The organism is Meiothermus taiwanensis WR-220 (assembly GCF_003568585.1).
GTDB lineage: Bacteria > Deinococcota > Deinococci > Deinococcales > Thermaceae > Meiothermus > Meiothermus taiwanensis.
In genome coordinates this window covers 1,606,386-1,626,167 of sequence record NZ_CP021130.1, presented here as the reverse complement: position 1 = coordinate 1,626,167, position 19,782 = coordinate 1,606,386, and the positions used below count along the sequence as shown (strand labels likewise).

At 62.7% G+C, this 19,782-nt stretch carries 24 protein-coding genes and 1 pseudogene; 19 read left to right on the top strand and 6 right to left on the bottom strand.

The window, feature by feature from the left end; genetic code table 11:
• Positions 1–43 precede the first annotated feature (43 nt).
• On the bottom strand, positions 44–1,348 hold the full coding sequence (gene hemL, locus MTAI_RS08025; RefSeq protein ID WP_027888442.1) for a glutamate-1-semialdehyde 2,1-aminomutase: 1,305 nt from the start codon (positions 1,346–1,348) through the stop codon (positions 44–46).
• A 177-nt stretch (positions 1,349–1,525) separates the two neighbouring features.
• Here hemL and MTAI_RS08020 point away from each other — a divergent pair, with 177 nt between their 5' ends.
• From MTAI_RS08020 to hemG, 10 genes are all read left to right on the top strand, one after another.
• On the top strand, positions 1,526–2,770 hold the full coding sequence (locus MTAI_RS08020) for an NAD(P)-binding domain-containing protein (RefSeq protein ID WP_027888441.1): 1,245 nt from the start codon (positions 1,526–1,528) through the stop codon (positions 2,768–2,770).
• Entirely contained in the window at positions 2,763–3,665 is a 903-nt protein-coding gene (hemC, locus tag MTAI_RS08015) for a hydroxymethylbilane synthase (protein WP_043982984.1), read from the top strand. Before MTAI_RS08020 ends, hemC begins: the two co-directional genes overlap by 8 nt.
• The gene (locus tag MTAI_RS08010; protein WP_027888439.1) at positions 3,650–4,330 is read left to right on the top strand and encodes a uroporphyrinogen-III synthase; all 681 of its coding nucleotides are present in this window, start codon (positions 3,650–3,652) and stop codon (positions 4,328–4,330) included. Before hemC ends, MTAI_RS08010 begins: the two co-directional genes overlap by 16 nt.
• Complete coding sequence (hemB, locus tag MTAI_RS08005) at positions 4,318–5,355, top strand: porphobilinogen synthase (protein WP_027888438.1); 1,038 nt, start codon at positions 4,318–4,320, stop codon at positions 5,353–5,355. Before MTAI_RS08010 ends, hemB begins: the two co-directional genes overlap by 13 nt.
• 115 nt (positions 5,356–5,470) lie before the next feature.
• Positions 5,471–6,595 carry a sensor histidine kinase gene (locus MTAI_RS08000; RefSeq protein ID WP_223299743.1) on the top strand — a complete coding sequence of 375 codons (1,125 nt, stop codon included), beginning with the start codon at positions 5,471–5,473 and terminating at the stop codon, positions 6,593–6,595.
• Entirely contained in the window at positions 6,592–7,317 is a 726-nt protein-coding gene (locus MTAI_RS07995; RefSeq protein ID WP_027888436.1) for a response regulator transcription factor, read from the top strand. Before MTAI_RS08000 ends, MTAI_RS07995 begins: the two co-directional genes overlap by 4 nt.
• Positions 7,314–8,369, top strand: coding sequence for a uroporphyrinogen decarboxylase (hemE, locus tag MTAI_RS07990; protein WP_027888435.1), 1,056 nt, complete (start codon positions 7,314–7,316; stop codon positions 8,367–8,369). The genes MTAI_RS07995 and hemE overlap by 4 nt, the downstream gene beginning before the upstream one ends.
• Positions 8,366–9,148 (top strand): chlorite dismutase family protein, encoded by a 783-nt coding sequence (locus tag MTAI_RS07985; RefSeq protein ID WP_027888434.1) that lies wholly within the window; start codon positions 8,366–8,368, stop codon positions 9,146–9,148. The genes hemE and MTAI_RS07985 overlap by 4 nt, the downstream gene beginning before the upstream one ends.
• An 11-nt stretch (positions 9,149–9,159) precedes the next feature.
• Complete coding sequence (hemH, locus tag MTAI_RS07980) at positions 9,160–10,146, top strand: ferrochelatase (RefSeq protein ID WP_027888433.1); 987 nt, start codon at positions 9,160–9,162, stop codon at positions 10,144–10,146.
• A complete protein-coding gene (hemG, locus tag MTAI_RS07975) occupies positions 10,139–11,518 on the top strand; it encodes a protoporphyrinogen oxidase (RefSeq protein WP_027888432.1) in 1,380 nt (459 codons plus the stop codon). Before hemH ends, hemG begins: the two co-directional genes overlap by 8 nt.
• Positions 11,519–11,630: 112 nt before the next feature.
• On the opposite strand, the gene MTAI_RS07970 is transcribed toward hemG, so the two are convergent.
• The 5 genes and pseudogenes from MTAI_RS07970 to MTAI_RS15715 all read right to left on the bottom strand — a co-directional run.
• Positions 11,631–12,848, bottom strand: coding sequence for an MFS transporter (locus tag MTAI_RS07970; RefSeq protein ID WP_043982987.1), 1,218 nt, complete (start codon positions 12,846–12,848; stop codon positions 11,631–11,633).
• Between the two features lie 497 nt (positions 12,849–13,345).
• Complete coding sequence (locus MTAI_RS07965) at positions 13,346–14,470, bottom strand: tyrosine-type recombinase/integrase (RefSeq protein ID WP_013013688.1); 1,125 nt, start codon at positions 14,468–14,470, stop codon at positions 13,346–13,348.
• Between the two features lie 5 nt (positions 14,471–14,475).
• The gene (locus MTAI_RS07960) at positions 14,476–15,555 is read right to left on the bottom strand and encodes a restriction endonuclease (protein WP_036197253.1); all 1,080 of its coding nucleotides are present in this window, start codon (positions 15,553–15,555) and stop codon (positions 14,476–14,478) included.
• 43 nt (positions 15,556–15,598) lie between these two features.
• Positions 15,599–16,024 (bottom strand): S24 family peptidase, encoded by a 426-nt coding sequence (locus tag MTAI_RS07955; protein ID WP_245453102.1) that lies wholly within the window; start codon positions 16,022–16,024, stop codon positions 15,599–15,601.
• Between the two features lie 87 nt (positions 16,025–16,111).
• Positions 16,112–16,249 (bottom strand): annotated as a pseudogene (locus MTAI_RS15715) (helix-turn-helix domain-containing protein); the annotation flags it as partial.
• Positions 16,250–16,345: 96 nt separating this feature from the next.
• On the opposite strand from MTAI_RS15715, the gene MTAI_RS07950 reads away from it, so the two are divergent.
• The 9 genes from MTAI_RS07950 to MTAI_RS07910 all read left to right on the top strand — a co-directional run bounded on the left by MTAI_RS07950 (position 16,346) and on the right by MTAI_RS07910 (position 19,782).
• Positions 16,346–16,546, top strand: a complete 201-nt coding sequence (locus tag MTAI_RS07950; protein ID WP_027888430.1) for a helix-turn-helix domain-containing protein — start codon at positions 16,346–16,348, stop codon at positions 16,544–16,546.
• Positions 16,539–16,757 carry a helix-turn-helix domain-containing protein gene (locus MTAI_RS07945; RefSeq protein WP_036197251.1) on the top strand — a complete coding sequence of 73 codons (219 nt, stop codon included), beginning with the start codon at positions 16,539–16,541 and terminating at the stop codon, positions 16,755–16,757. Before MTAI_RS07950 ends, MTAI_RS07945 begins: the two co-directional genes overlap by 8 nt.
• A 33-nt stretch (positions 16,758–16,790) precedes the next feature.
• A complete protein-coding gene (locus tag MTAI_RS07940) occupies positions 16,791–17,036 on the top strand; it encodes a hypothetical protein (protein ID WP_036198923.1) in 246 nt (81 codons plus the stop codon).
• Complete coding sequence (locus tag MTAI_RS07935) at positions 17,026–17,163, top strand: hypothetical protein (protein WP_156113830.1); 138 nt, start codon at positions 17,026–17,028, stop codon at positions 17,161–17,163. Before MTAI_RS07940 ends, MTAI_RS07935 begins: the two co-directional genes overlap by 11 nt.
• Before the next feature lie 114 nt (positions 17,164–17,277).
• Complete coding sequence (locus MTAI_RS07930) at positions 17,278–17,583, top strand: hypothetical protein (protein WP_027888428.1); 306 nt, start codon at positions 17,278–17,280, stop codon at positions 17,581–17,583.
• Positions 17,561–17,794, top strand: a complete 234-nt coding sequence (locus MTAI_RS07925; protein WP_147370674.1) for a hypothetical protein — start codon at positions 17,561–17,563, stop codon at positions 17,792–17,794. The genes MTAI_RS07930 and MTAI_RS07925 overlap by 23 nt, the downstream gene beginning before the upstream one ends.
• Before the next feature lie 13 nt (positions 17,795–17,807).
• On the top strand, positions 17,808–19,040 hold the full coding sequence (locus MTAI_RS07920; RefSeq protein ID WP_013013694.1) for a hypothetical protein: 1,233 nt from the start codon (positions 17,808–17,810) through the stop codon (positions 19,038–19,040).
• A gap of 45 nt (positions 19,041–19,085) precedes the next feature.
• The gene (locus tag MTAI_RS07915) at positions 19,086–19,379 is read left to right on the top strand and encodes a hypothetical protein (RefSeq protein WP_223299581.1); all 294 of its coding nucleotides are present in this window, start codon (positions 19,086–19,088) and stop codon (positions 19,377–19,379) included.
• Between the two features lie 25 nt (positions 19,380–19,404).
• The gene (locus tag MTAI_RS07910) at positions 19,405–19,782 is read left to right on the top strand and encodes a hypothetical protein (protein WP_013013696.1); all 378 of its coding nucleotides are present in this window, start codon (positions 19,405–19,407) and stop codon (positions 19,780–19,782) included.

Here is a 19,782-nt window from a genome sequence, read left to right as displayed (position 1 = left end):
GGCTTTTGCAGGGCACAAACCGCAGGGCTGAGCCCGCTGGGATTTATCCCGCAAAGGCCGCGGGTTCTTTCAGCGCCTGGGCTACGGCCTCGAGGGTTTTGTCAAGCTCCTCCGGGCCGTGGGCGGTCGAGAAGAAGGCGGCCTCGAACTGGCTGGGGGGCCAGTAGACGCCCCGCTGCAGCAGGCCGTGGAAGAAGGCCTTGAAGCGCTCGGTGTCGGAGGCCACGGCCTCGGTGTAGGTTTGTACAGGCCCTTCGCGGAAGAAAACCGTGATCATGGAGCCTACGCGGTTGATGGCAACCGGCAGCCCGGCCTCGGCAAACAGGGTTTGCAGGCCTTGCTCGAGCGCCGCCCCATAGGCCTCGAGCCGCTCGTAGGGGGGATCCTGGAAAAGGGTCTCCAGGGTGGCCAGCCCGGCGGCCATGGAGAGGGGGTTGCCGCTCAGGGTGCCGGCCTGGTAGACCGGGCCCAGCGGCGCCACCTGCTGCATGATCTCGGCCCGGCCCCCGTAGGCCCCCACCGGCAGCCCACCCCCCAGGATCTTGCCCCAGCAGATGAGGTCGGGCTTCAGGCCAAAAAGCTCCACCGCGCCCCCCTTGGCCAGGCGGAAGCCGGTCATCACCTCGTCGGCGATTAGCAGGGCCCCGTACCGGCGGGTCAGGTGGTGCAGGGCCTCGAGGAACGTGGGCGTGGGGATGAGCACCCCTGCGTTGCCCACCACCGGCTCGAAGATCACTGCGGCGATCTCTTCGCCGTAGCGCTGGAACAGGTCTTCCAGGGCCTGGGGCTCGTTGTAGTCGGCCACCAGGGTCAGCTCGGCGAAGGCCTGGGGCACCCCGGCGCTGGAGGGGGTGCCGCCGGTGAGCAGGCCCGAGCCGGCCTGCACCAGCAGGCTGTCGGCGTGGCCGTGGTAGTTGCCGCGAAACTTCACAATCCGGTCGCGCCCGGTGTAGCCGCGGGCCAGCCGCAGGGCGCTCATGGTGGCCTCGGTGCCGCTGCTCACAAAGCGCACCAGGTCGGCGCTGGGGTAGGCCTCCCGCACCCGCTGGGCCAGCCGGATCTCTCGCTCGGTGGGGGCCCCGTAGCTCAGGCCCTCGCTGAGGGCCTGCTGGATGGCCGCTACCACCGCCGGGTGGTTGTGCCCCAGAATCATGGGCCCCCAGGAGCCGATATAGTCCAGGAGCTGGTTGCCATCGGCGTCCCAGAGGTAGGCCCCCTGGGCCCTTGCAATGAAGCGCGGCGTGCCGCCCACGGCCTTAAAGGCCCGCACCGGCGAGTTTACCCCGCCGGGTATCACTTGCTGGGCTTCTTTGAATAACTCCTCCGACCGCGTGATCGAGTGGCGCATGTCCAGAACTTAGCACCCCGGGGCCTTATAGGACAACCCAGGGAACCGGTGGGTCAAGGGCGCATCCCATGAGTGCGTTCCAGATGGTTTTACACGGTACAATTGGCGGGGTAGATGAGGCCGGTGACAGTTTTGTGACACTTTTCTAAGCGTTTTGCTATTGATAATCAGTTTCGTATGGAGCGGCTGGCCCTGATTGGGGTTTCACAGCGGAGGGGTGGGGTTGAGGCCCTGACCCAGTGGAATGAGTGGTGGCAGTACCGTGCCCCTGAGGTGTCGGCCCTGGCCGAGGAGTGGGTGCCCCTCCTAACCTGCAACCGCCTCGAGGTGGTGCTGGCCCTGAAGGGGGGGGTGGCGCTCGAGCAGGCCCGACAGGCCCTGATACCCCCCGGACTCCCCCGGGGGTACGCCTACCAGGGCGAGGCTGCACTGGAGCACCTGGCCCGGGTGGCGGCCTCGCTCGACTCGGTGAACCCTGGCGAGGATCAGATTATGCGGCAGGTACGCCAGGCCTTTGAGGCGGCGCAAAAGGCCGGAAGCGTAGGCCCCCTGACCCACTTTGCCTTTCAGAGCGCACTCAAGATCGCCAAGCGGGTTCGCCGGGAGGTGGAGCTGGCCCCGGCCCAGACCTCGCTGTTTAGCCTGGCCCGCCCTGCCCTGGAAGCCCTTCTGCCCCGCCCGGCCCGGGTGGCGGTGGTGGGCACCGGCGAGATGGGCAGCCTGGCGGCCCGCAGTCTGGCGGCCCTGCCCGGCATCGAGCTGTTGCTGGTGAACCGCACCCCCGAGAAAGCCCAGGCCCTGGCTGAGGCGCTGGGCGCTCGGGCCATGTCGCTCTGCGATTTCCTGAAGAACCCTCCGCAGCTCGAGGCCCTGGTGGCCGCCACCCCGGTGGCGGGGCTGTTTGGCGCCTCTTTTTTTCAGGGCCAGCCCCGGCTCAGGGTGGCGGTGGATCTGGGGATGCCGGCCAACATAGTCCCGGAGGCCGCCAGGGAGGTGGTGCTCTTCGACTTGAAGCGGCTGGAACGCCTGGGTGAAGAGCGCCGGGCGCGTCTGCGGGCCGAGCTGGCCAGGGCCGAGCTGATTGTGGCCCAGGAGCTGGAGCAGGCCCTGCTCGAGTGGGCCGAGCGGGCCATCGCACCGGCCATCACCCAGATGCGCGAGGCCTACCGCCGCACCCTGGTTGAGCTCCTGGATGGGCAGGCCGAGCCCGAACTCATCGAGCGACTGGCCCACCGCTTCGCGCATTTCCCGGTGAAGGGCCTGCGCGGCCTGGCCCGGCGGTATGGCCCCGAGGCCGCCGAGGTGTTCTTGCAGGAAGCCGGTCTTGGGGCGGACGATCCCCTTCGGGACGGGGTGGGTTCCGTGCATCCGGTGGACGAAGCCCGGGTGGGGTCTGTGCACCAGGGGGTGATCCGTGGATAGGGTGCGTATTGCCACGCGTGGCAGCCGGCTGGCGCTGTGGCAGGCGGGCTGGGTGAAGGAGCAGCTCGAGCGGCAGGGTGCCCGGGTGGAGCTGGTGGTGGTGGAGACCCAGGGCGACCGGGAAAGCCTGCCCTTTGCCCAGATGCAGGGCCAGGGCTTCTTTACCAAAGCCGTGCAGGATGCGGTGCTGAGCGGCGAGGCCGATCTGGCGGTGCATTCCTACAAGGATCTACCCAGTGCCCGCCCCGAAGGACTGGTTATCGCCGCTGTGCCCCCCAGGGAAGACCCCAGGGAGGTTCTGCTCGTTCGTGCCGAAGCCCTTGACGAGGCAGCACAGGGCCTGCCCGTGCGCCCAGGGGCCTTGGCAGGCACCAGCGCCGCGCGGCGGCAGGCCCAGCTCAGGCAGCTCAGGCCCGACCTGAGCCTAAAGGAGCTGCGCGGGAATGTGCCGACCCGGGTGGATAAGCTCCGGCGCGGGGAGTACGACGCTATTTTGCTGGCCTATGCCGGCTTGAAGCGGCTCGAGCTGGATTTGCGCGGGCTCTACACCCAGGTGCTGCCCACGACTGTGATGGTGCCGGCTCCAGCCCAGGGCGCGCTGGCCCTGGAGTGCCGCTCAGACGATCAGCGTCTCAAAACCCTGCTCCAACCCCTGGACGATCCCCAGGCCCGCCGCACAGTGGGGGCTGAGCGGGGGCTCATGCAGAAGCTGGCCGGGGGCTGTCAGCTGGCCCTGGGGGCGCTGGCCCAGGCCACCCCGCAGGGGCTGGCGCTTCTGGCCTGGTATGGCGGCCGACGTTACCAGGCCCAGGCCCCAACCCCCGAGGCCGTGGCGCAGGCCGTTTTTGACCAGATTCGCGCCGAGCATCCGGAGGTGGTATGCGCATCGCACTAACCCAGTCGGAAGGCCGCCTGGAAGGTTTGCAGGAGCGCCTGGAGGCGATGGGCCTCGAGGTGCTGCGTCTTCCATTGGTGCGAACCCAGACCCTGCCGGCCGACCTGACGCCGCTGGCCGACTGCCGCTGGTGGCTGTTTACCAGCGTGTCGGCGGTGCGGGCGGTGCTCGAGCTAGGGGGTGGCCTGCAGGGCCGGGCCTTGGGGGCGGTGGGCCGGGCCACCCAGCAGGCCCTGGAAGAGGCCGGTGGTAGGGTAGACCTGGTAGCCCCCGAGGAGACCGCCGAGAGCCTGGCCGAAGCCTTCCTGGCCCAGAGGCCCTTTGGTTTCGTGGGGCTGCCGCAAGGCAACCGCGCGCGCCCGGTGCTGGCCCAGCGCCTGCGAGAAGCGGGCTATGTGGTGCGGAGCGTGGTGGTTTATCAGACCCAGCCCGTGCCCTGGCCCCCCGAGCTGCCGGTTCCAGAACTGGTTTTGCTGTCCAGCCCCTCCGCGGTAGAAGCCCTGCCAGAAGCGGTTGGACGCCAGGCCCACCTGCTGGCTTTGGGCCCTACCACGGCCGCGGCCCTATCCGAACGGGGTTTCTCGCACACAGTGGTGCCCAGGCCCAGCGTGGAGGCTGTTCTAGAAACAGTCCGATACATCCGAGGTGAAGTATGCTCGATCTAGACAACCCCGAAGTGCGACCCCTCGAGGCCCCGCTCGACCTTGCACGGCGCCCCCGCCGCCTGCGTAAGAGCGCCGCCCTGCGCGAGAGCGTGGCCGAGACCCACCTGCGCCCCTCAGACTTCATAGCCCCTTTTTTTGTGATACCGGGCCGGGGGCACTCCGAGCCCATCGGGGCCCTGCCCGGAATCCAGCGCTACAGCGTGGATCGGTTCCTGCTCGAGGCCGAACGCGCCCTCGAGCTGGGCCTGCGCAGCCTGCTGCTTTTTGGCGTGCTGCCCGATGCCTGGAAAGACCCCTTGGGCCAGAGCGCCGCCGACCCCCAAGGCCCGGTGCCCACTGCCATCCGGGAAGCCCGCAAGGCCTTTGGCGAGGAGGTGGTCATCTACACCGACGTCTGCCTGTGTGCCCACACCACCCACGGCCACTGCGGGGTACTGAAGGAGACACCGCGGGGGGTGCAGATCGACAACGACCGCTCGTTGCCGCAACTGGCCGCCATGGCCCTGGCCCATGCCGAGGCCGGTGCCGATTTCGTGGCCCCTTCCGACATGATGGACGGGCGGGTGGGCTACCTGCGCCGCACCCTGGATCAGGCCGGCCACACCGGGGTGGGCATCCTTTCGTATGCCGTCAAGTATGCCAGCGCTTTTTACGGCCCGTTCCGCGAGGCGGCGGGGAGCGCCCCCAGCTTTGGCGACCGCTCGAGCTACCAGATGGACATCCGCAACGCTCGCGAGGCCCTGCGCGAAGCCGCCCTCGACGAGGCCGAAGGGGCCGATATGCTCATGGTGAAGCCCGCGCTGGCCTACCTCGATATCCTGGCCCGCCTGCGGCCACAAACCCAACTGCCTTTGGTGGCCTACAACGTGAGCGGGGAGTACGCCATGCTCAAGGCGGCGGCCCGGGCTGGAGCGCTGGACGAGGCCCGGGCGGTGCGCGAGACCCTGATGGCTATCAAGCGGGCCGGGGCCGACCTGATCATCAGCTACCACGCCCAGGAGGCCCTGGCCCAGGGCTGGATCTGAAAACCTTGTGATGCCCCTATGGGATAAAAGACCCTTTGAAGGAGTGGATCAACTGGGCAATATGTTGGCTGGGCCTGGAAGGGGCGATCGGGAGGTGGGTTTACTGCGAAGGTTGATGCAAATGCGTTCGTCTCGAGGCTGGGTCTGGGTGGCCTTCGGGGTGGTGGTGGTCTTCCTGCTGGCCCAGGTGGTCTGGTGGCTGGTCTTTCAGCGCAACACCATCCAGCAAAACATCGAGTACGCCGAGACCGCCTGGCTGCAGGAGGCCGCGCTGGTGCAGCAGCTCTGGGCGGCCACCGCGCCTGAGAAGCGCGAAACGCTGAGGCTCGAGCTGCAAAAGGCCTTCCCGCACCTCGAGGTCGAGGGGGAGCGGGTGTATGTCAACCCCGAGCGGCTACAGGCCTACCGCACCGAGCAGATGCGCCACCTGCGCATGTTTGCCTACGAGGGGCCGGTTTTCTTGCTGGTGATGCTCCTGGGGCTTTACATCATCGGGCGCAGCCTGCGCAGCGAGCAGGAGTTCAAACGCCGCCAGCAGAATTTTCTGATGGCCGCTTCCCACGAGTTTCGCACCCCCATCAGCACCCTGCGCCTGCTGGCCCAGACCCTCACCATGCGCGAGCTGCCCCGCGAAAAGCAGCTCGCTTACCTGGAGCACATGACCCACGAAATTGACCGCATGGAAGACCTTACCGAGCGGCTGCTGGCTACCTCGAGGCTGGCCCAGGGCATGGGCCAGATAAAGCCGGAACGCCACGATCTGAACCAGGCCGTCAGCCGGTGTCTGGCCCGCCAACAACAAACCCTGGCGGCCCGTGGGGCCGTGCTGCACCTCGAGCCCGCACCCACCCCCCTTCCAGTCGACCTCGACCCAGAGGCTTTTGCTCTGGTGCTCTCGAACCTGCTGGACAACGCCATAAAATACAGCCCGCAGCCAGAAAAACCAATCTGGGTGCGCCTTCACAGTAGGGGAGGGCAGGCCGTGCTGGAGGTGGAAGACCGGGGGGTGGGCTTGTCGAAAGGGCAGCTACAGCAAATTTTCGAACCCTTCTACCGTGTGGGCGACGAGCAAACCCGCCGCACCCGCGGACTGGGTCTGGGGCTTTATCTGGTCAAAAGCATCACCGAGCTGATGGGGGGCCGGGTCTGGGCCGAGGCCCTGCCCCAGGGCAGCCGCTTTGTGCTCAGCTTCCCCCTGGTGGAGGCGCAGGGGCTGGTGGGTGAAAGGAGGCCTGCGTGAAGCCCAAGGTGCTGCTGGTTGAAGATGAGCCGGCCCTGGCCGGGGCCCTGGCCGATAACCTCGAGGGCGAGGGCTACGTGGTAGAAATTGCCCCGGATGGTCGCGCAGCACTGGCACGCTGGGCAGCCTGGAACCCCGACCTGGTGGTGCTCGACGTGATGCTGCCGGGCCTCGATGGCCTGCAGGTCTGCCGGCAGATGCGCGCCCAGGGCCAGACCACCCCGGTGCTGTTCCTATCGGCCAGAGGGGCCCCCGAGGAGCGGGTGGAGGGCCTCAGGGTGGGGGGCGACGATTACCTGGCCAAACCCTTCCACCTGCCCGAGTTTTTGTTGCGGGTCAAGAACCTTCTGCGCCGCCGGGCCGAGACCCCAAGGGCGGTGTACGAGTTTGCCGGCCATCGGGTGGATTTTCGGGCCTGGACGGCCTACCTCCAGGATGGTCGCAAAGAGGCCCTGGGCGAGCGCGAGATGGCCATCCTGCGCCTTTTGATCGAGCGGGCCGGCGAGGTGGTAAGCCGCGACGAGATCCTCGACCGGGTCTGGGGCCAGGAGGTGTTTCCCAGCAGCCGCACCATCGACAACTTCGTGATGCGCCTGCGCCGGCTGTTCGAGCCCGATCCGGCCCGCCCGGTGCACTTTCATACGGTCTGGGGGGTGGGTTACCGCTTCACCCCGGAGCCCGAGTGCAAATCCGATACTGCTTTTTCTAAGGAGCTAACTTGAAAAACCTCACCACCACCGCGAGCGTACTATTTTTGCGGGCCGCCTGGGGGGAAGATACCCCCAGGGCCCCCCTCTGGCTGATGCGCCAGGCCGGGCGCTACCTGCCCGAGTACCGCGCCATCAAGGCCCGGGCCAGCTTCTGGGAGATGGTAAGAACCCCCGAGCTGGCCGCCGAGATCACCCTACAGCCCCTGCGCCGCTTTCCGCTGGACGCGGCCATCCTCTTCAGCGACATCATGACCCCCTTGCCGGCCATGGGGGTGCCGGTCGAGTTCAACCCGGGGCCGGTGGTGGCCGAGCCGCTGCGCAGCCGGGCCCAGCTCGAGGCCCTGCACCTGCCCGAAACCCAGGAAATCGCACCCTACGTGGCCGAGGCCATCCGGCTGGTGCGGCGCGAACTGGCCGGCAAGCCCGTGGCCCTCGTCGGCTTCGCCGGGGCCCCCCTTACCCTGGCCACCTACCTGGTGCAGGGGAGCGGCTCCAAGGACTACGAGGACTTCCGCGCCTTTCTGCGCCAGGAGCCGGCCCTGGCCCACCGCTTGCTGGAAAAGCTCACCGAGCTCACCATCCGCTACCTGCGGATGCAGATCGAGGCCGGGGCCCAGGCCATCCAGCTTTTCGATTCCTGGGCTGGCCTGCACGACCCGGATACCTACCGCACCTTTGGCCTGCCCTACAACCAGAAAGTCCTCTCGGCCCTGGCCGGCCTGGGTGTGCCGCGCATCTACCTGGCGGTGGGGGCCTCGCACCTCTATTCTCTGCTGGCGGAGCTACCCTGCGAGGTGGTGAGCGTGGACTGGCGCCTGAGCCTGGCCCAGGTGCGCCCCTTCTTCCCGGCCCACACCCTGCAGGGCAACCTCGACCCGGCGGTCTTGCTGGCCCCGCTCGAGGTCATTACCCAGGAAGCCCATAAAGTGCTCAGGGCTGGTCTGGGCGGCCCCCATATCTTCAATCTGGGCCACGGGGTGATCCGCACCACACCCCCAGAGCATGTGGCCCACCTGGTCGAGGTGGTGCATCAGTTCAACCGACACAGCGAGGAACCTGCATGAACGAGAAGGAAACCCGTGAGTACAAAGAGAAGGAAACCCGGCGCATGGTCGATCTGGATCCGGCGGGCCTGATCAGCCGCAAGGCCCCCGACCAGGCCAAACGGCAGTTCATGAACTACGCCTTCTTCAAGCTAAACCCCGAGTTCAGAAGGCAGAGCCCCGAGTTCAAGGCCGCCGCCAAGCGCGAGTTCGCCGAGGTGTGTGAGCGCTGGGCTCAGCGGGGGGAGGGCTTTATCCTGCGCACCTACAGCCTGGTGGGCACCCGGGCCGACGTAGACTTCATGCTCTGGCGCATCAGCTTTAACGTGCCCGACTTCCAGGCCATGCAGCGCGAGCTCAACCGCACCGCGCTGGCCGGCTATCTGAGCCAGCCCTACTCCTTCCTCTCCATGCAGAAGCGCTCCATCTACGTGGATCGCTTCAACCCCGAGGGCGAGGGGGTGCACCTCCTGCCGGGGCAGGGCCAGTACCTGTTCGTCTACCCCTTTGTCAAGACCCGGCCCTGGTACAAGCTTTCGCCCCAGGCCCGCCAGGGCATGATGGACGAGCACATCTACGTCTCGGCCCCTTTTACCGGCGTAACCCTGAATACCTCCTACTCCTACGGCATCGACGACCAGGAGTTTGTGGTGGCCTTCGACTCCAACTACCCCCAGGAGTTCGTCGATCTGGTGCAGCGCCTGCGCTTTACCGAGGCCAGCCTCTACACCCTCCGCGATACCCCCATGTTTACCTGCATTAAAAAGGACATCCGCGAGGTGCTGGAGGATCTAGCCTAAGGAGACCGCCCATGAACGTACTCTTGATGGCCTACGGCACCCCCTACCGGCAGGAAGAAATTGAGCCCTACTACACCGACATCCGGCGCGGGCGGCCCCCCAGCCCGGAGCTCTTGGCCGAGCTCTCCGAGCGCTACCACCTGATTGGGCGCAGCCCCCTGAACGAGATCACCTATGCCCAGGCGGTGCGCCTCGAGGCGGCCCTGAACGCCAGCCTGCCCCTCTACCCCCAGCCTTTCCAGAGCTCCCCAGGCCCCCGTGTGCGCGGCCCCGCGCGGGTCTACCTGGGCACCAAGCACTGGCACCCCTTCATCGCCGAGGCGGTGCAGGCCATGGCCCAGGATGGGGTCAAGCAGGCGGTGGGCATCGTGGCCGCGCCGCACTTTTCCTCCCGCAGCATCGCCGAGTACCGCGAGAAGGTGGAAAAAGCCCTGGCCGAGCTGGGGCATCCTTTCCGCTTCCGGCTGGTGGAGGCCTACCCCGAGCATCCGGGTTATATCCAGGCCCTAGCCCAGCGGGTGCTCGAGCAGGTCTGGTGCTTGCGCGAGCCGGGGCGGGCCCTTTTCCTCTTTACGGCCCACTCGATACCCGAAAAATCGGCCCAGGATGGAATCTACCAGGCCCAGGTGCGCACCACCGCCGAGCGGGTGGCGCAGAAGCTGGGCCTGGCCCACTGGGACACCGCCTGGCAGTCGGCGGGCCGCACCCCGGAGCCCTGGATTGGGCCCGATGTGAACGAGCGGCTCGAGGAAGCCGCCGCCCAGGGCTACCAGGAGGTGGTGGTGACGGCGGTGGGCTTTCCTTCGGATCACCTCGAGGTCTTCTACGACCTCGACTACGAGGCCCAGAACACCGCGGCCCGGCTGGGGCTGCGCCTCCTGCGCACCCGCAGCCTGAACGCCGACCCCGACTACATCGAGGTGCTGCGCGACCTGGTGGTGCGGGAATGGGCCGCCTTTGAGCGGCCTGAAGCGGAAACGGCAGGACGGCATGGCTAGCGTGGTGGTGGTGGGGGGCGGGGCGGCAGGCCTTTCGGTGGCCTATTACCTGCAGCAGGCCGCTCCCCAGCTGCAGATCACCTTGCTCGAGGCCACCGCCCGCCTGGGCGGGAAGATCACCACCGTGGCCGAGCACGGTTTTGTGCTGGAGGGCGGCCCCGATGCGGTGGTGCGCTACAAGCCCTGGGCCCTGGAGCTGATGCAGAAGCTGGGCCTGGAGAACCGGATTGTGGGCACCAAGCCCGCCCACCCCTCGGCCCTGATCCACGACGGGCGCGAGGCCCGGCCCATCCCCGCAGGCCTGCAGATGGTCATCCCCGGCGACCTCTGGGCCCTGGCGAGAACCCCCCTGCTAAGCCCCTTTGGGAAGGCTCGAGCCCTCCTCGACCTACTCCTGCCCCAAGGAACGCCGGAGGATGAGCCCTTCGGGGCCTTCATCGAGCGCCGGCTGGGCCGGCAGGTCTGGGAGCGGCTGGTGGCCCCCCTTTCGGGCGGCATCTACGGCGGCGATCCCTACGAGCTTTCCACCCTGGCGGCCTTCCCCCAGCTTAAGGCCCTCGAGGAGCAGCACGGCAGCCTGATCCGGGGGGCCATCCGGCAGCGCCGGGCGCGGGGCAGCCGCGAGAAGGGCCAGCTTTTCGCCTCGCTCGAGGGCGGCCTGGGTACGCTGGTAGAGGCTATACAGGCCCGCCTGAGCCGGATAGAGATCAGGCTCAACACCCCCGTGACCGCCCTGGAGCGCACCGGTGGGTGGCGCATCCACACCCCCCAGGGAAGCCTCCAGGCCGATGCCCTGGTGCTGGCGACCCCGGCCCGCACCGCCGGGGAGTTGCTAAAGCCCCTCCACCCCGAGGCCGCCGCGGCCTTACGGCAGATTCCCTATGGGGCCTCCTCTACCGTGACCTTTGCCTTTGCCAAAGAGCAACTACCCCCAAGGGTGGGCCACGGGATGCTCATGGCGGCCCAGCAGGGCTTTAGCGTGCGGGGTTTTACCTGGATCGACCAGAAGTGGCCGGGCCGCGCCCCCGAGGGCTACGGCCTGGTGCGCGCTTATTTTTCCGGCCTGGAAGCCAGTAAAGAAGAGCTGGCCCGGCTCGCTCTGCACGACCTGGCCCGCCTGTGGGGCCGGGCCCCCGAACCCCTGCACACCTGGGTGTTTCACTGGCCGGAAGGCCTGCCCCGCTACACGGTGGGCCACCGAGAACGCGTATCCCAGGCCCTCAGAGCCCAGGAGCTTCCAGGCTTATTCCTGGCCGGCGCGGCCTACCACGGCGTCGGGCTGCCCGAGGTGATCCGCATGGGGCAGGAAGTGGCCGAGCGGGTGCTGGCCTTTGCAGGTAAGCCCACCGGTGCGGAGACAGCCTTGTCCTAATCGCGTCTCCCACAATTACTCGCCCCAGGGTGACGAGTAGTTTATCTAGAGCTTGCTCCCAGTACAGCAAACAACGCTGTACTGGGTATTGTGGGAAACGCTCGGATATCCTTCAAAATATTTTTGCTGACCTGGCCAGCAGCAGAACAACTAAGGCGACAGCCGTGAATGCCGCCCCTAGAAGAAATGTTGCAGTCGAACCGTAGAGAGACCACATCGCCCCGGCCAAAAGATTTCCGACCAGTGCGGCTATTCCACTGAAAGTCACTATAATCCCGATGGCAGTTGCTCTGCGGTCTTTGGGCACGCTGCTCATAATAAGAGTTTTAAAGGCCCCTGCGATAACCCCCACGCCTCCGTAAATCAAGAGCAAAGGCCAGATGGCAATCGTTCCGATCAAATGGACATAAGCAAAACCAAGATAGGTGATGATATAAAAGACCAATGCCATAGTCACGTTTTTTGCCGGGCCAATTCGATCAACAAGTATCCCAGCGGGGTACGCTACGGCGAAGGCAACTAGGCTAACCAACGCTCCAGCGATGGGTATCATGGCCACCGGGACACCTAGTTGCTGGGCTCGCAAGATGATGAACGCATCGCTGGAATTCCCAAGCGCGAAGAGGATGTTGACAAGCAGTACAAAGTAGAAGGGTCTAGGCAGTTCGCGGTAGTGAGCAAACGAGATTTTCTTTACTGGGATAGGAGCCGATGCCGGTTTGTCCTTAATCCTGAGTAGCAGGAATACAGTGAGGAGCGAAGGAATAATCGCAAAGGCAAATACCAGGCGTATCTCTTCGTTGAAGAGTACCAGCAGACCTGATGCAATCAGCGGCCCTACCAACGAGCCAAGATTGTCTGCCGAGTTGTAAAAGCCGAAATTCCGCCCCAAAAGATTTTTTGGAACGCTATCTGCAATTAGAGCATCCCTCGCGGCGGATCGCACAGCCCGTCCGAACCGATCCAGTATTCGTAGAACGAGTACGAACCACCAGGAAAATGCTACAAACATTAGCGTGCGTGAAACGGCGCTCAACAGATATCCCCCAACCACAAAGGGGGCTCTACGGCCCGTTCGATCGGACCAGACACCCGCTAGCAGTGTAAATAGGCTTGATACGACTCCGGCAGCTCCCTCGATAATACCTACAACGATCGGCGAAGCACCCAGCACATTGGTCAAAAATATCGGCACAATTGGATGCACCATGTGGTTTGCAGTATCGTTTAGGGTGCTAGAAACCCCAACAATAAAGGTAGTACGAGAGACGCCGTGAACCGGAGAAGGCTCGTACTCGCTCGAGGATGTTTTGCTCTGTGTGGGCTCCACTAGATACCTCTCGGAAAAACCTGAGCTTCAAAGGAATTTTTTGTGATCGGGCGGACTTGTGGCTTATAAGCAGGAATATAGAGCCGGAATTTTTTAATGTCAAGCTTGTGTTCTCTTGTTTTATCAAGTTTACTAACGGTGGGTGTTGTAAACCAACGCCCTTAACCCGGCATTTCCGCGGTTGCAGAGACACGAACCATCCAACCCGGCCTGCTCTAGCAGCTCAAACCGCGTCCGGTATCCGGATTGCTTGACCATGGAGCCCCTATTTTTTAGACCGTCCAACAGAGCAAGCCTGGCAAAGCAGTTCTCATGTTGGCGATTGAGCACTCTTTCTGAAGACCGCTGCAAAAACGTGGCGCGCCCGGGAGGATTCGAACCCCCGACCTACCGCTTAGAAGGCCAATCCGTAAATGTTTAGCTGTTTTGCCTTTTGTATGTTTTGCTTTCCTGGTCGTATTTTTGACAGATTCGATTTTTTGCTACTTCCAGTTTTCTTAGGTAAGCCTCTGTTTTTGTAGGTGTAATAAGGTGTCAAGGTTCAGTGCTGCCTGCCGCCGGTCTTCTTCTTGTAAGTGTTGGTATATCCGAAGGGTTAGGGCGGGATCTTTGTGTCTCAAGCGGTCGGCTACCTGCTTGGGGCTAAGACCTGCCTGTAAAGCCATCGAGGTATACGTGTGTCGCAACCCATGCAAACCGATTCGTGGCACCTTTGCTTGTTCGGTTAGGGCCTGGAACGTGCGCATGACATTGCGGTAAGAGAGGGGAGTACCAACCTCCGACGGGAAAATCAGATCATGATCCAGCCAGCGCTTGGCAGTAGCCCGTTCTTCAGCCTGGCGCGTGCGATGTTCAGACAGAATGGTTTGGGTAGCAAGGTCAAGGTAGATAGGGGCCGATGATCCCAAAGTTTTGGTAGGGCCCAGGGTACGTTGCTTGGTAAGGGTGTGGCGAATCCACAATTTCTCACCTTGCCAATCCTGCCAGCGTAGGGCCATGGCTTCCCCGATACGCAATCCAGTGGTCAGCATTACGTAAAACATCGGATACAGTCGGTGGCCCTGGGCCGCTGCGAGAAATGCGCTTACCTGCTCCCGATTCCACGCCCGTGGAGGGCGCACCGTGCCGCCAGTGGGAGGGTCTACAGCGTCCATGGGGTTTGCCTCCAGAAGACCCACCCGTACCGCGTCCCGCAAAGCCGCTCGCAGGAATTGGTACAAATGGCGACGGGTGGAAGGGGAGAGTTCCGCCAGTTCTGCAAAGCGAGCGCGGATAGCCAGCGGGGAAAGGCGGGTCAAGGGGGTGGCAGCTAGCGGCTTGAGTAACTGCTGATAATTGCGGTAATTCTGAACGGTAGAAGGGCGTAATCCTTTGGATCGGGCGCGCTCATCCGCCCAGCGCTCGAGCCACTCGCCCAGCCGCAAGCGGGTGGGTTGAATCAGCCCATAGCCAGCCCTGGGCAACAGCCGGGCCAGGGCCTCGGCCACCTCGCGCCGGGTGCGCCCGTACACCCAGCGTTTGCGCTGCTTGCCATCCGGGCCGTAGCCGATGGTCACGAAGGCCGCCCAGCGCCCGTCCTTGCGCTGGAAGATGGAGCCTTCGCCTTTGCCGCGTCGGGGCATGTTACTTAGTTGCCTCCACTCTCCACGATCTTCCAGCCGTCTGATTTTTTCAGTACGTACCTCATTTCAAATGGGCCGTCGGTTTTAACCTGATCCTGTTGACCAGGACATACCAAAGTCTGCTTCCAGGACTTCCGCACTGTGGCAGTGGCAACGTCCCCGCGAACGTCTATACCCAGCACCCGCATCGGCTCTTTCTCAACGGTGAAGAGGATACAACCCCGTCTTGCTCGTCGATCTATCCAGGGCTGCACCCTTGCTGAAATAAGCTCTTGGGCAGCATATTCAAACAACTGGGAAGTATCGTTGGTGTTCAAAGCATGGCGATAGGCACGGTCATACCCTATGACCACATCTTCTGGGGATGGCTGCTCTGATGCTACCCAAACCCTCTTAAGCCCAAAAATGGCGATTGCAGCTAAGAGTGCAACCAAGAAAGCAGGTGCCCAGAACAAAAACCTAGACTTGCTTTTTGGTGCATCGGAAGTAAAGCGGGGGCGAACTTCAAGCGGGAGTGTTTTTTGCTCAGCCTGCTGTCCTAACTGGGAAGCAAAAACGGACTCCGGAGATGGAATATGAGGCACAAGCTCAAAAGTACTTTGCGGTTTAGGTAAACTAGCAGGCTTACCAAGTTCCAAACCAATTTCTTGCAAAAGTTTTTCATCTCGATAAATAGAGGCAAAGTATAACTTTTGCAACTCATGCTTAGTCCAAAGAATAGTCTTGTTGTACGCCGCCAAACGTTTAGCTGGTTCAGAAAAATCAACTGCATTGCTCATCGCTATGGAGTGATGGGCTCCGTAAGCGGCTTTTGCTGCTACAGCTTGCTGCACCGCTGAAAGTCCAATTACCTTTTCATCGTCTTGGCGGTGCTTGGCTTGAATAACATATCTGATGCCATCTGGGTTGTCTAAAACCAAGTCGCCGCCCATATCACGTGATCTTTTGGTTACATATACCTTCCAACCCAATGGCCTAAACATGCTCAACAAATCAGCAACATAAAGCTCTAAACCTTCACCATCGAGCTTTTCTAATCGTCTTGTGATGTCCGAATCTGGCTCAAATAGAGGTTCGTGCTCCATAGCTAAATGTTCAAATACGAACAGGTTTGTTTTGGTTCATTCATCACAACCTCCCCCCCACCGGATCGTGGTAGTACACCCGCCCCACAATCCGCATCTCGGAAGGCCGCCAGGGCCGGTAAGCGGGGTTGTCCGACACCAGCCAGAGCTGGCCGTCGTCCAGGCGGCGCACCCGTTTGATGGTGTGCCCGTCGCCCGGTATCTCGCAGATGTAAATGCGCCCCTCGCGTAGCTCGGTTTCGCTGGGGTCTACATACACCCGGTCGCCGTCGTTGAGCGTGGGGGTCATGCTGTCGCCCTCCACCCGGTACAGCAGGCTGCCACGCCGCCACACATCCGCCAGCACCGGCACCCCTTCCGGGTCTACCGGCTGGCCGGCACTGGCCAGGCCGCGCACGGGTTGGATTAGGAAGCGAACGGGGGTGACGCGTTCGCGGTGATCAAGTTTTTTAGGTACGTCTACATTCATTATGTTGCTCAAATCTTCCAGCGTCCAATCCAAAGCGGAAAGCAAGCCCAAAAGTCTATCTGAACGCAGGCTAAAAGGATTGACTACGCCAGTTTCAATAGCAGAAACAGTTCTTTGAGTGAATGAACCCCCAGACATCTCAGCTAGTTGTTCTTGAGTCAACCCAAGTTGTTCGCGCCGCTTTCTTATAGCATCAGCCCACTCTGGACGAGGTTTTTTACCCATTTGTTGGTAATGATAGCTAGACACCATATTGGTATTCTATGCTACTCATTGCTAGATACCGTTGACTATTTACCAATGCAGTGCTAAGTTAGGGGCATGCAAAACCGATTTCTGACAGTGGAGGAAGTGGCTAGTCATCTGCGCGTTAGTGAGTATTCGGTTCGTAGGTACATAAAGTCTGGGCAGCTTAAAGCCGTAGCACTTGGGAAGCAGTATCGCGTTCCTGTCGAGGAACTCGATATTTTTTTGTCCCGCCTTAGCAATCGGTTGGTAAAACAGGAGGCCCCTCGTGAATGAACCCAAAGAACTGCCCAAGGTCGCCTACCGCGTGGACGAGGCCGCCAGGCTGCTCAACGTTCACCCCAGCACCATCTACGAGCTGGTGCGGGCTGGCACCCTGCCGCACAAGCGGCTGGGCCGCCGCATCATCATCCCGGCCAAAGCCCTCGACGAATGGCTCAACACGCCCGAGCCCTGGGCGTCCTACGACTACACCCACAGGAAATAACCCCGGCTGGCACCGGGGTTGAAAGGAGACGTTATGGATAGTATAGCACGACTGGAAAAAGGCCTCTCGATTGCGCTGAAGCGGTCTCATGGCGGCGACCTGAGATATGCGGCCTTTCTCATTGAGAATCTGGAGACCGACCAGGAAGCGCCCGAATACGCGCCTGGCCCTTATCAGGCCTGGCAGGACGTAAAGCGCCTGATCAATCAGATTGAGACCTTGGAGCAGGCCGCCGGCATCCAGCACGTGAAGGTAAAGGCGGTGGGCCATGTCGGTTGACCTGGCCCACACCCTTTGGCTGGCTCACCTGGCCGCCTACCAGAGCCGTCAGCACAACCTGGCTGTGTTTTTCGAGTGCGAACTTTTCGAGGAGCGCCTGGCCCGCTACCGGGGGAGGGGGGTTTGACATGAAGATGTCCGAGCGCCGGCACACCGCATATCTGGCCCTGGGAATGTTTCTGGTCTTCTGGTTGATTGTCGCCCTGGACGGCCTGGCCCAGTGGGTGAGGGGGTGGTTGCAGTGAAGGCCGCCCTACTGGACTCTTTTCTTGCCGTTTATACGCCCTACGGGCTGGTCTGGTACGGCCCCACCGACCTCAACGACCACAGCTACCGGCTGGCCATGATGCTGGCCGGATTCCTCAATGCCCTTGTGGTGCTTCCGGAAGAGCTTGACAGCCGCCACCGGCTGCACGCGGCTCGCCTGGCGCTACAAGCGGTGGAGGAAAGGCTTCCTGCTGTGCCGCAAAAACACCGGCTGGCTTGGGAGTTGGTGCACTCGGAAGTTATGGCGGAGGTGAAACATGGTGCTGCAAACGCCGCGTGATGTGGCCCGCGAGTTGCGCCGCAACCCCGGCCAGGAGTACGAGCTGCGCCCTGCCCGGGGCCCGCTGCTGCGGGTGTATGCCCGCCATAGCGGCACCATCACCATCTGGAAGCCCAACTGGCCCAGGCCCCTCACCGGCCTGGTCAACCTGACTGAGGTGGAGCTGGGCCAGGGCCCCTACCTGGTGCAGCGTGTTCATGACACCGCATAGAAGGGAGAGTTGCATGAACCCAGAAATTCAAGCCCAGATTGAAGCAATACGACAGCGGAACCCGCAACTTGCACAGATTCTGCTGCGGACTCACGAGGCTCTGAAAAAACGGGAATCCGGAGAAGATGCCGTCCAGGACGCAAAAAATCCGCCCTCTAAAACGCCCGATAAGGCCCCTCCTGCATCGCCTGCAACCTCTGATACCCACGCCCCTTCTCAAGGCTTGTCAAAAGGCCTCACAGAGGCAGAATCATTCCAGAAAAACACCCCTGCACCGGACTGGGAGGAGGTGCGCAGATTCGAATGGCAGGACTTGCTTAGCAAAGCAGAGGATTTGATTCGAAAAGCCGGGGACTGGGAGGCCCTGGGCCCCCTCCGGCCCCTGGTGCGCCTGCTGGTGGCCTTCGCCTTGCGGGAAGGGGCCCGCCACGTCCCCGAACGGGAGGCCACGGTTTTCCTGGCCCAGTGGGAGCTGGCGCGTATGCTTGAAATATCCGACCGCACCCTGGAGCGATGGCTGAACGACGCCCGCTATGAAAGCTACCGCGGCGTGGCCCAGGACTGGATCGCCTGGGAGACCTGGATGGTTTCTGGTGAGGGCATTGGTAAAAACCATGCCGTGCGTGGTGGGACTGTCTGGCGGGTGCGGGTCAAGCCGATTCGCCGCTCGTTTGGACGGAAAATCCGTGTGCTGGCCCCGTACCTGGCACTTCCTTGGAGAAATTTGGCTGAGGATCGCCAGGAAGGACGCACTGAAAGGGCAGCAAATGCAAACCCGGACACAATGTCGGGATATAAAAGACTACATCAATTAGGGAAGGGATTAACTCTTCAATCAATAGTAGGGAAACCGTTAATCACCCAAAGAAAAAAACACCCGTTATCTCTATATCCCGACACTCAGACCAGCCGTGACCTCCGCGAGCTGCTCCGGGTGGCCAGCATTCCGAATAGACGCGAAGGCCGGCGCTCCTGGGCCCGCGATACGGCGGCAGCCATTGCCCGGGCCCTGGGCGACCAGAAGAGCATGGCGTTCTGGTTACGCATAGTCTGGTCAGCCCTTCGGGTCATCATCTACGGGGGTGGAGAAGGGGTTTTGAGGGTGCTGTTCCGGGTAGTTTCCATTGCCAGTGAGGCCCGGCAGGACGGCTTCGCCCGATCAGCAGGGGCTTACGCGCATTATTTGTTGGGCAAAGAGGGCTATTTTGAGCTGGTATCCCCCTTTGCGGCCTATCGGGTGGGGTAAATCATGCGGCTGGATCGTTTGAACCCAGAGTGGTTGAAATTGGCCGTGGCAGGTCTGACAGAGAACGCTCAGGCCCAGCCGGGTAAAACCGCCTGGATTGCCATTCCCACTTCTCCGGCAGATAAGGTGCAGGTGGGCTTGAAGCTCAACGAGATCGGATACATCGTTTACCTGCGGCGACCTGGAGGAAAAGAGGATCCGCGCGAGATGCAGGCGCTGCTGAATGCTCTGAACCTGGGCCCTGCCACCAAGATTGTAGAGGCCAAAGGCCGAATGCCGCGTAAGTGGGGGGCCAGGCGCTACCTTGTGGCGGTGGTGCTGGAGAAAAAAGCGGCCTGATCATCTGCTACCCTGAAGGAGAGCTATGGACGAGAAACTCAACCCGCTGCGCCTGGTGCTGCTGACCGTGCTAATCGGGTACTTCGCCTTCCTCTTCACCCGGCCCCAGCCCGAAGAACCCCTGGTAACCCAGGTGCCAGCACCGGCCACCACCCCAGCACCTACCGCCACCACCCCCGCCCCTGCCAACTGCCTGGGCCAGATCACCCAGGTAGCGCAGGGTGTCAACGAAATTCGCCTGACCATCACCGGCTCGGCAGAACGCATCCTGGTCTACACCGACCAGGGCAACATCACCGCCGCCACCCCGGAGGTGGGCAGCGGTGGTGAGTACCGCATCCGCACCCCGGGCCCCGCCACCGCCGTGCAGCTCGACGACTGCCCGGTGCTCAACTTGAGGTAA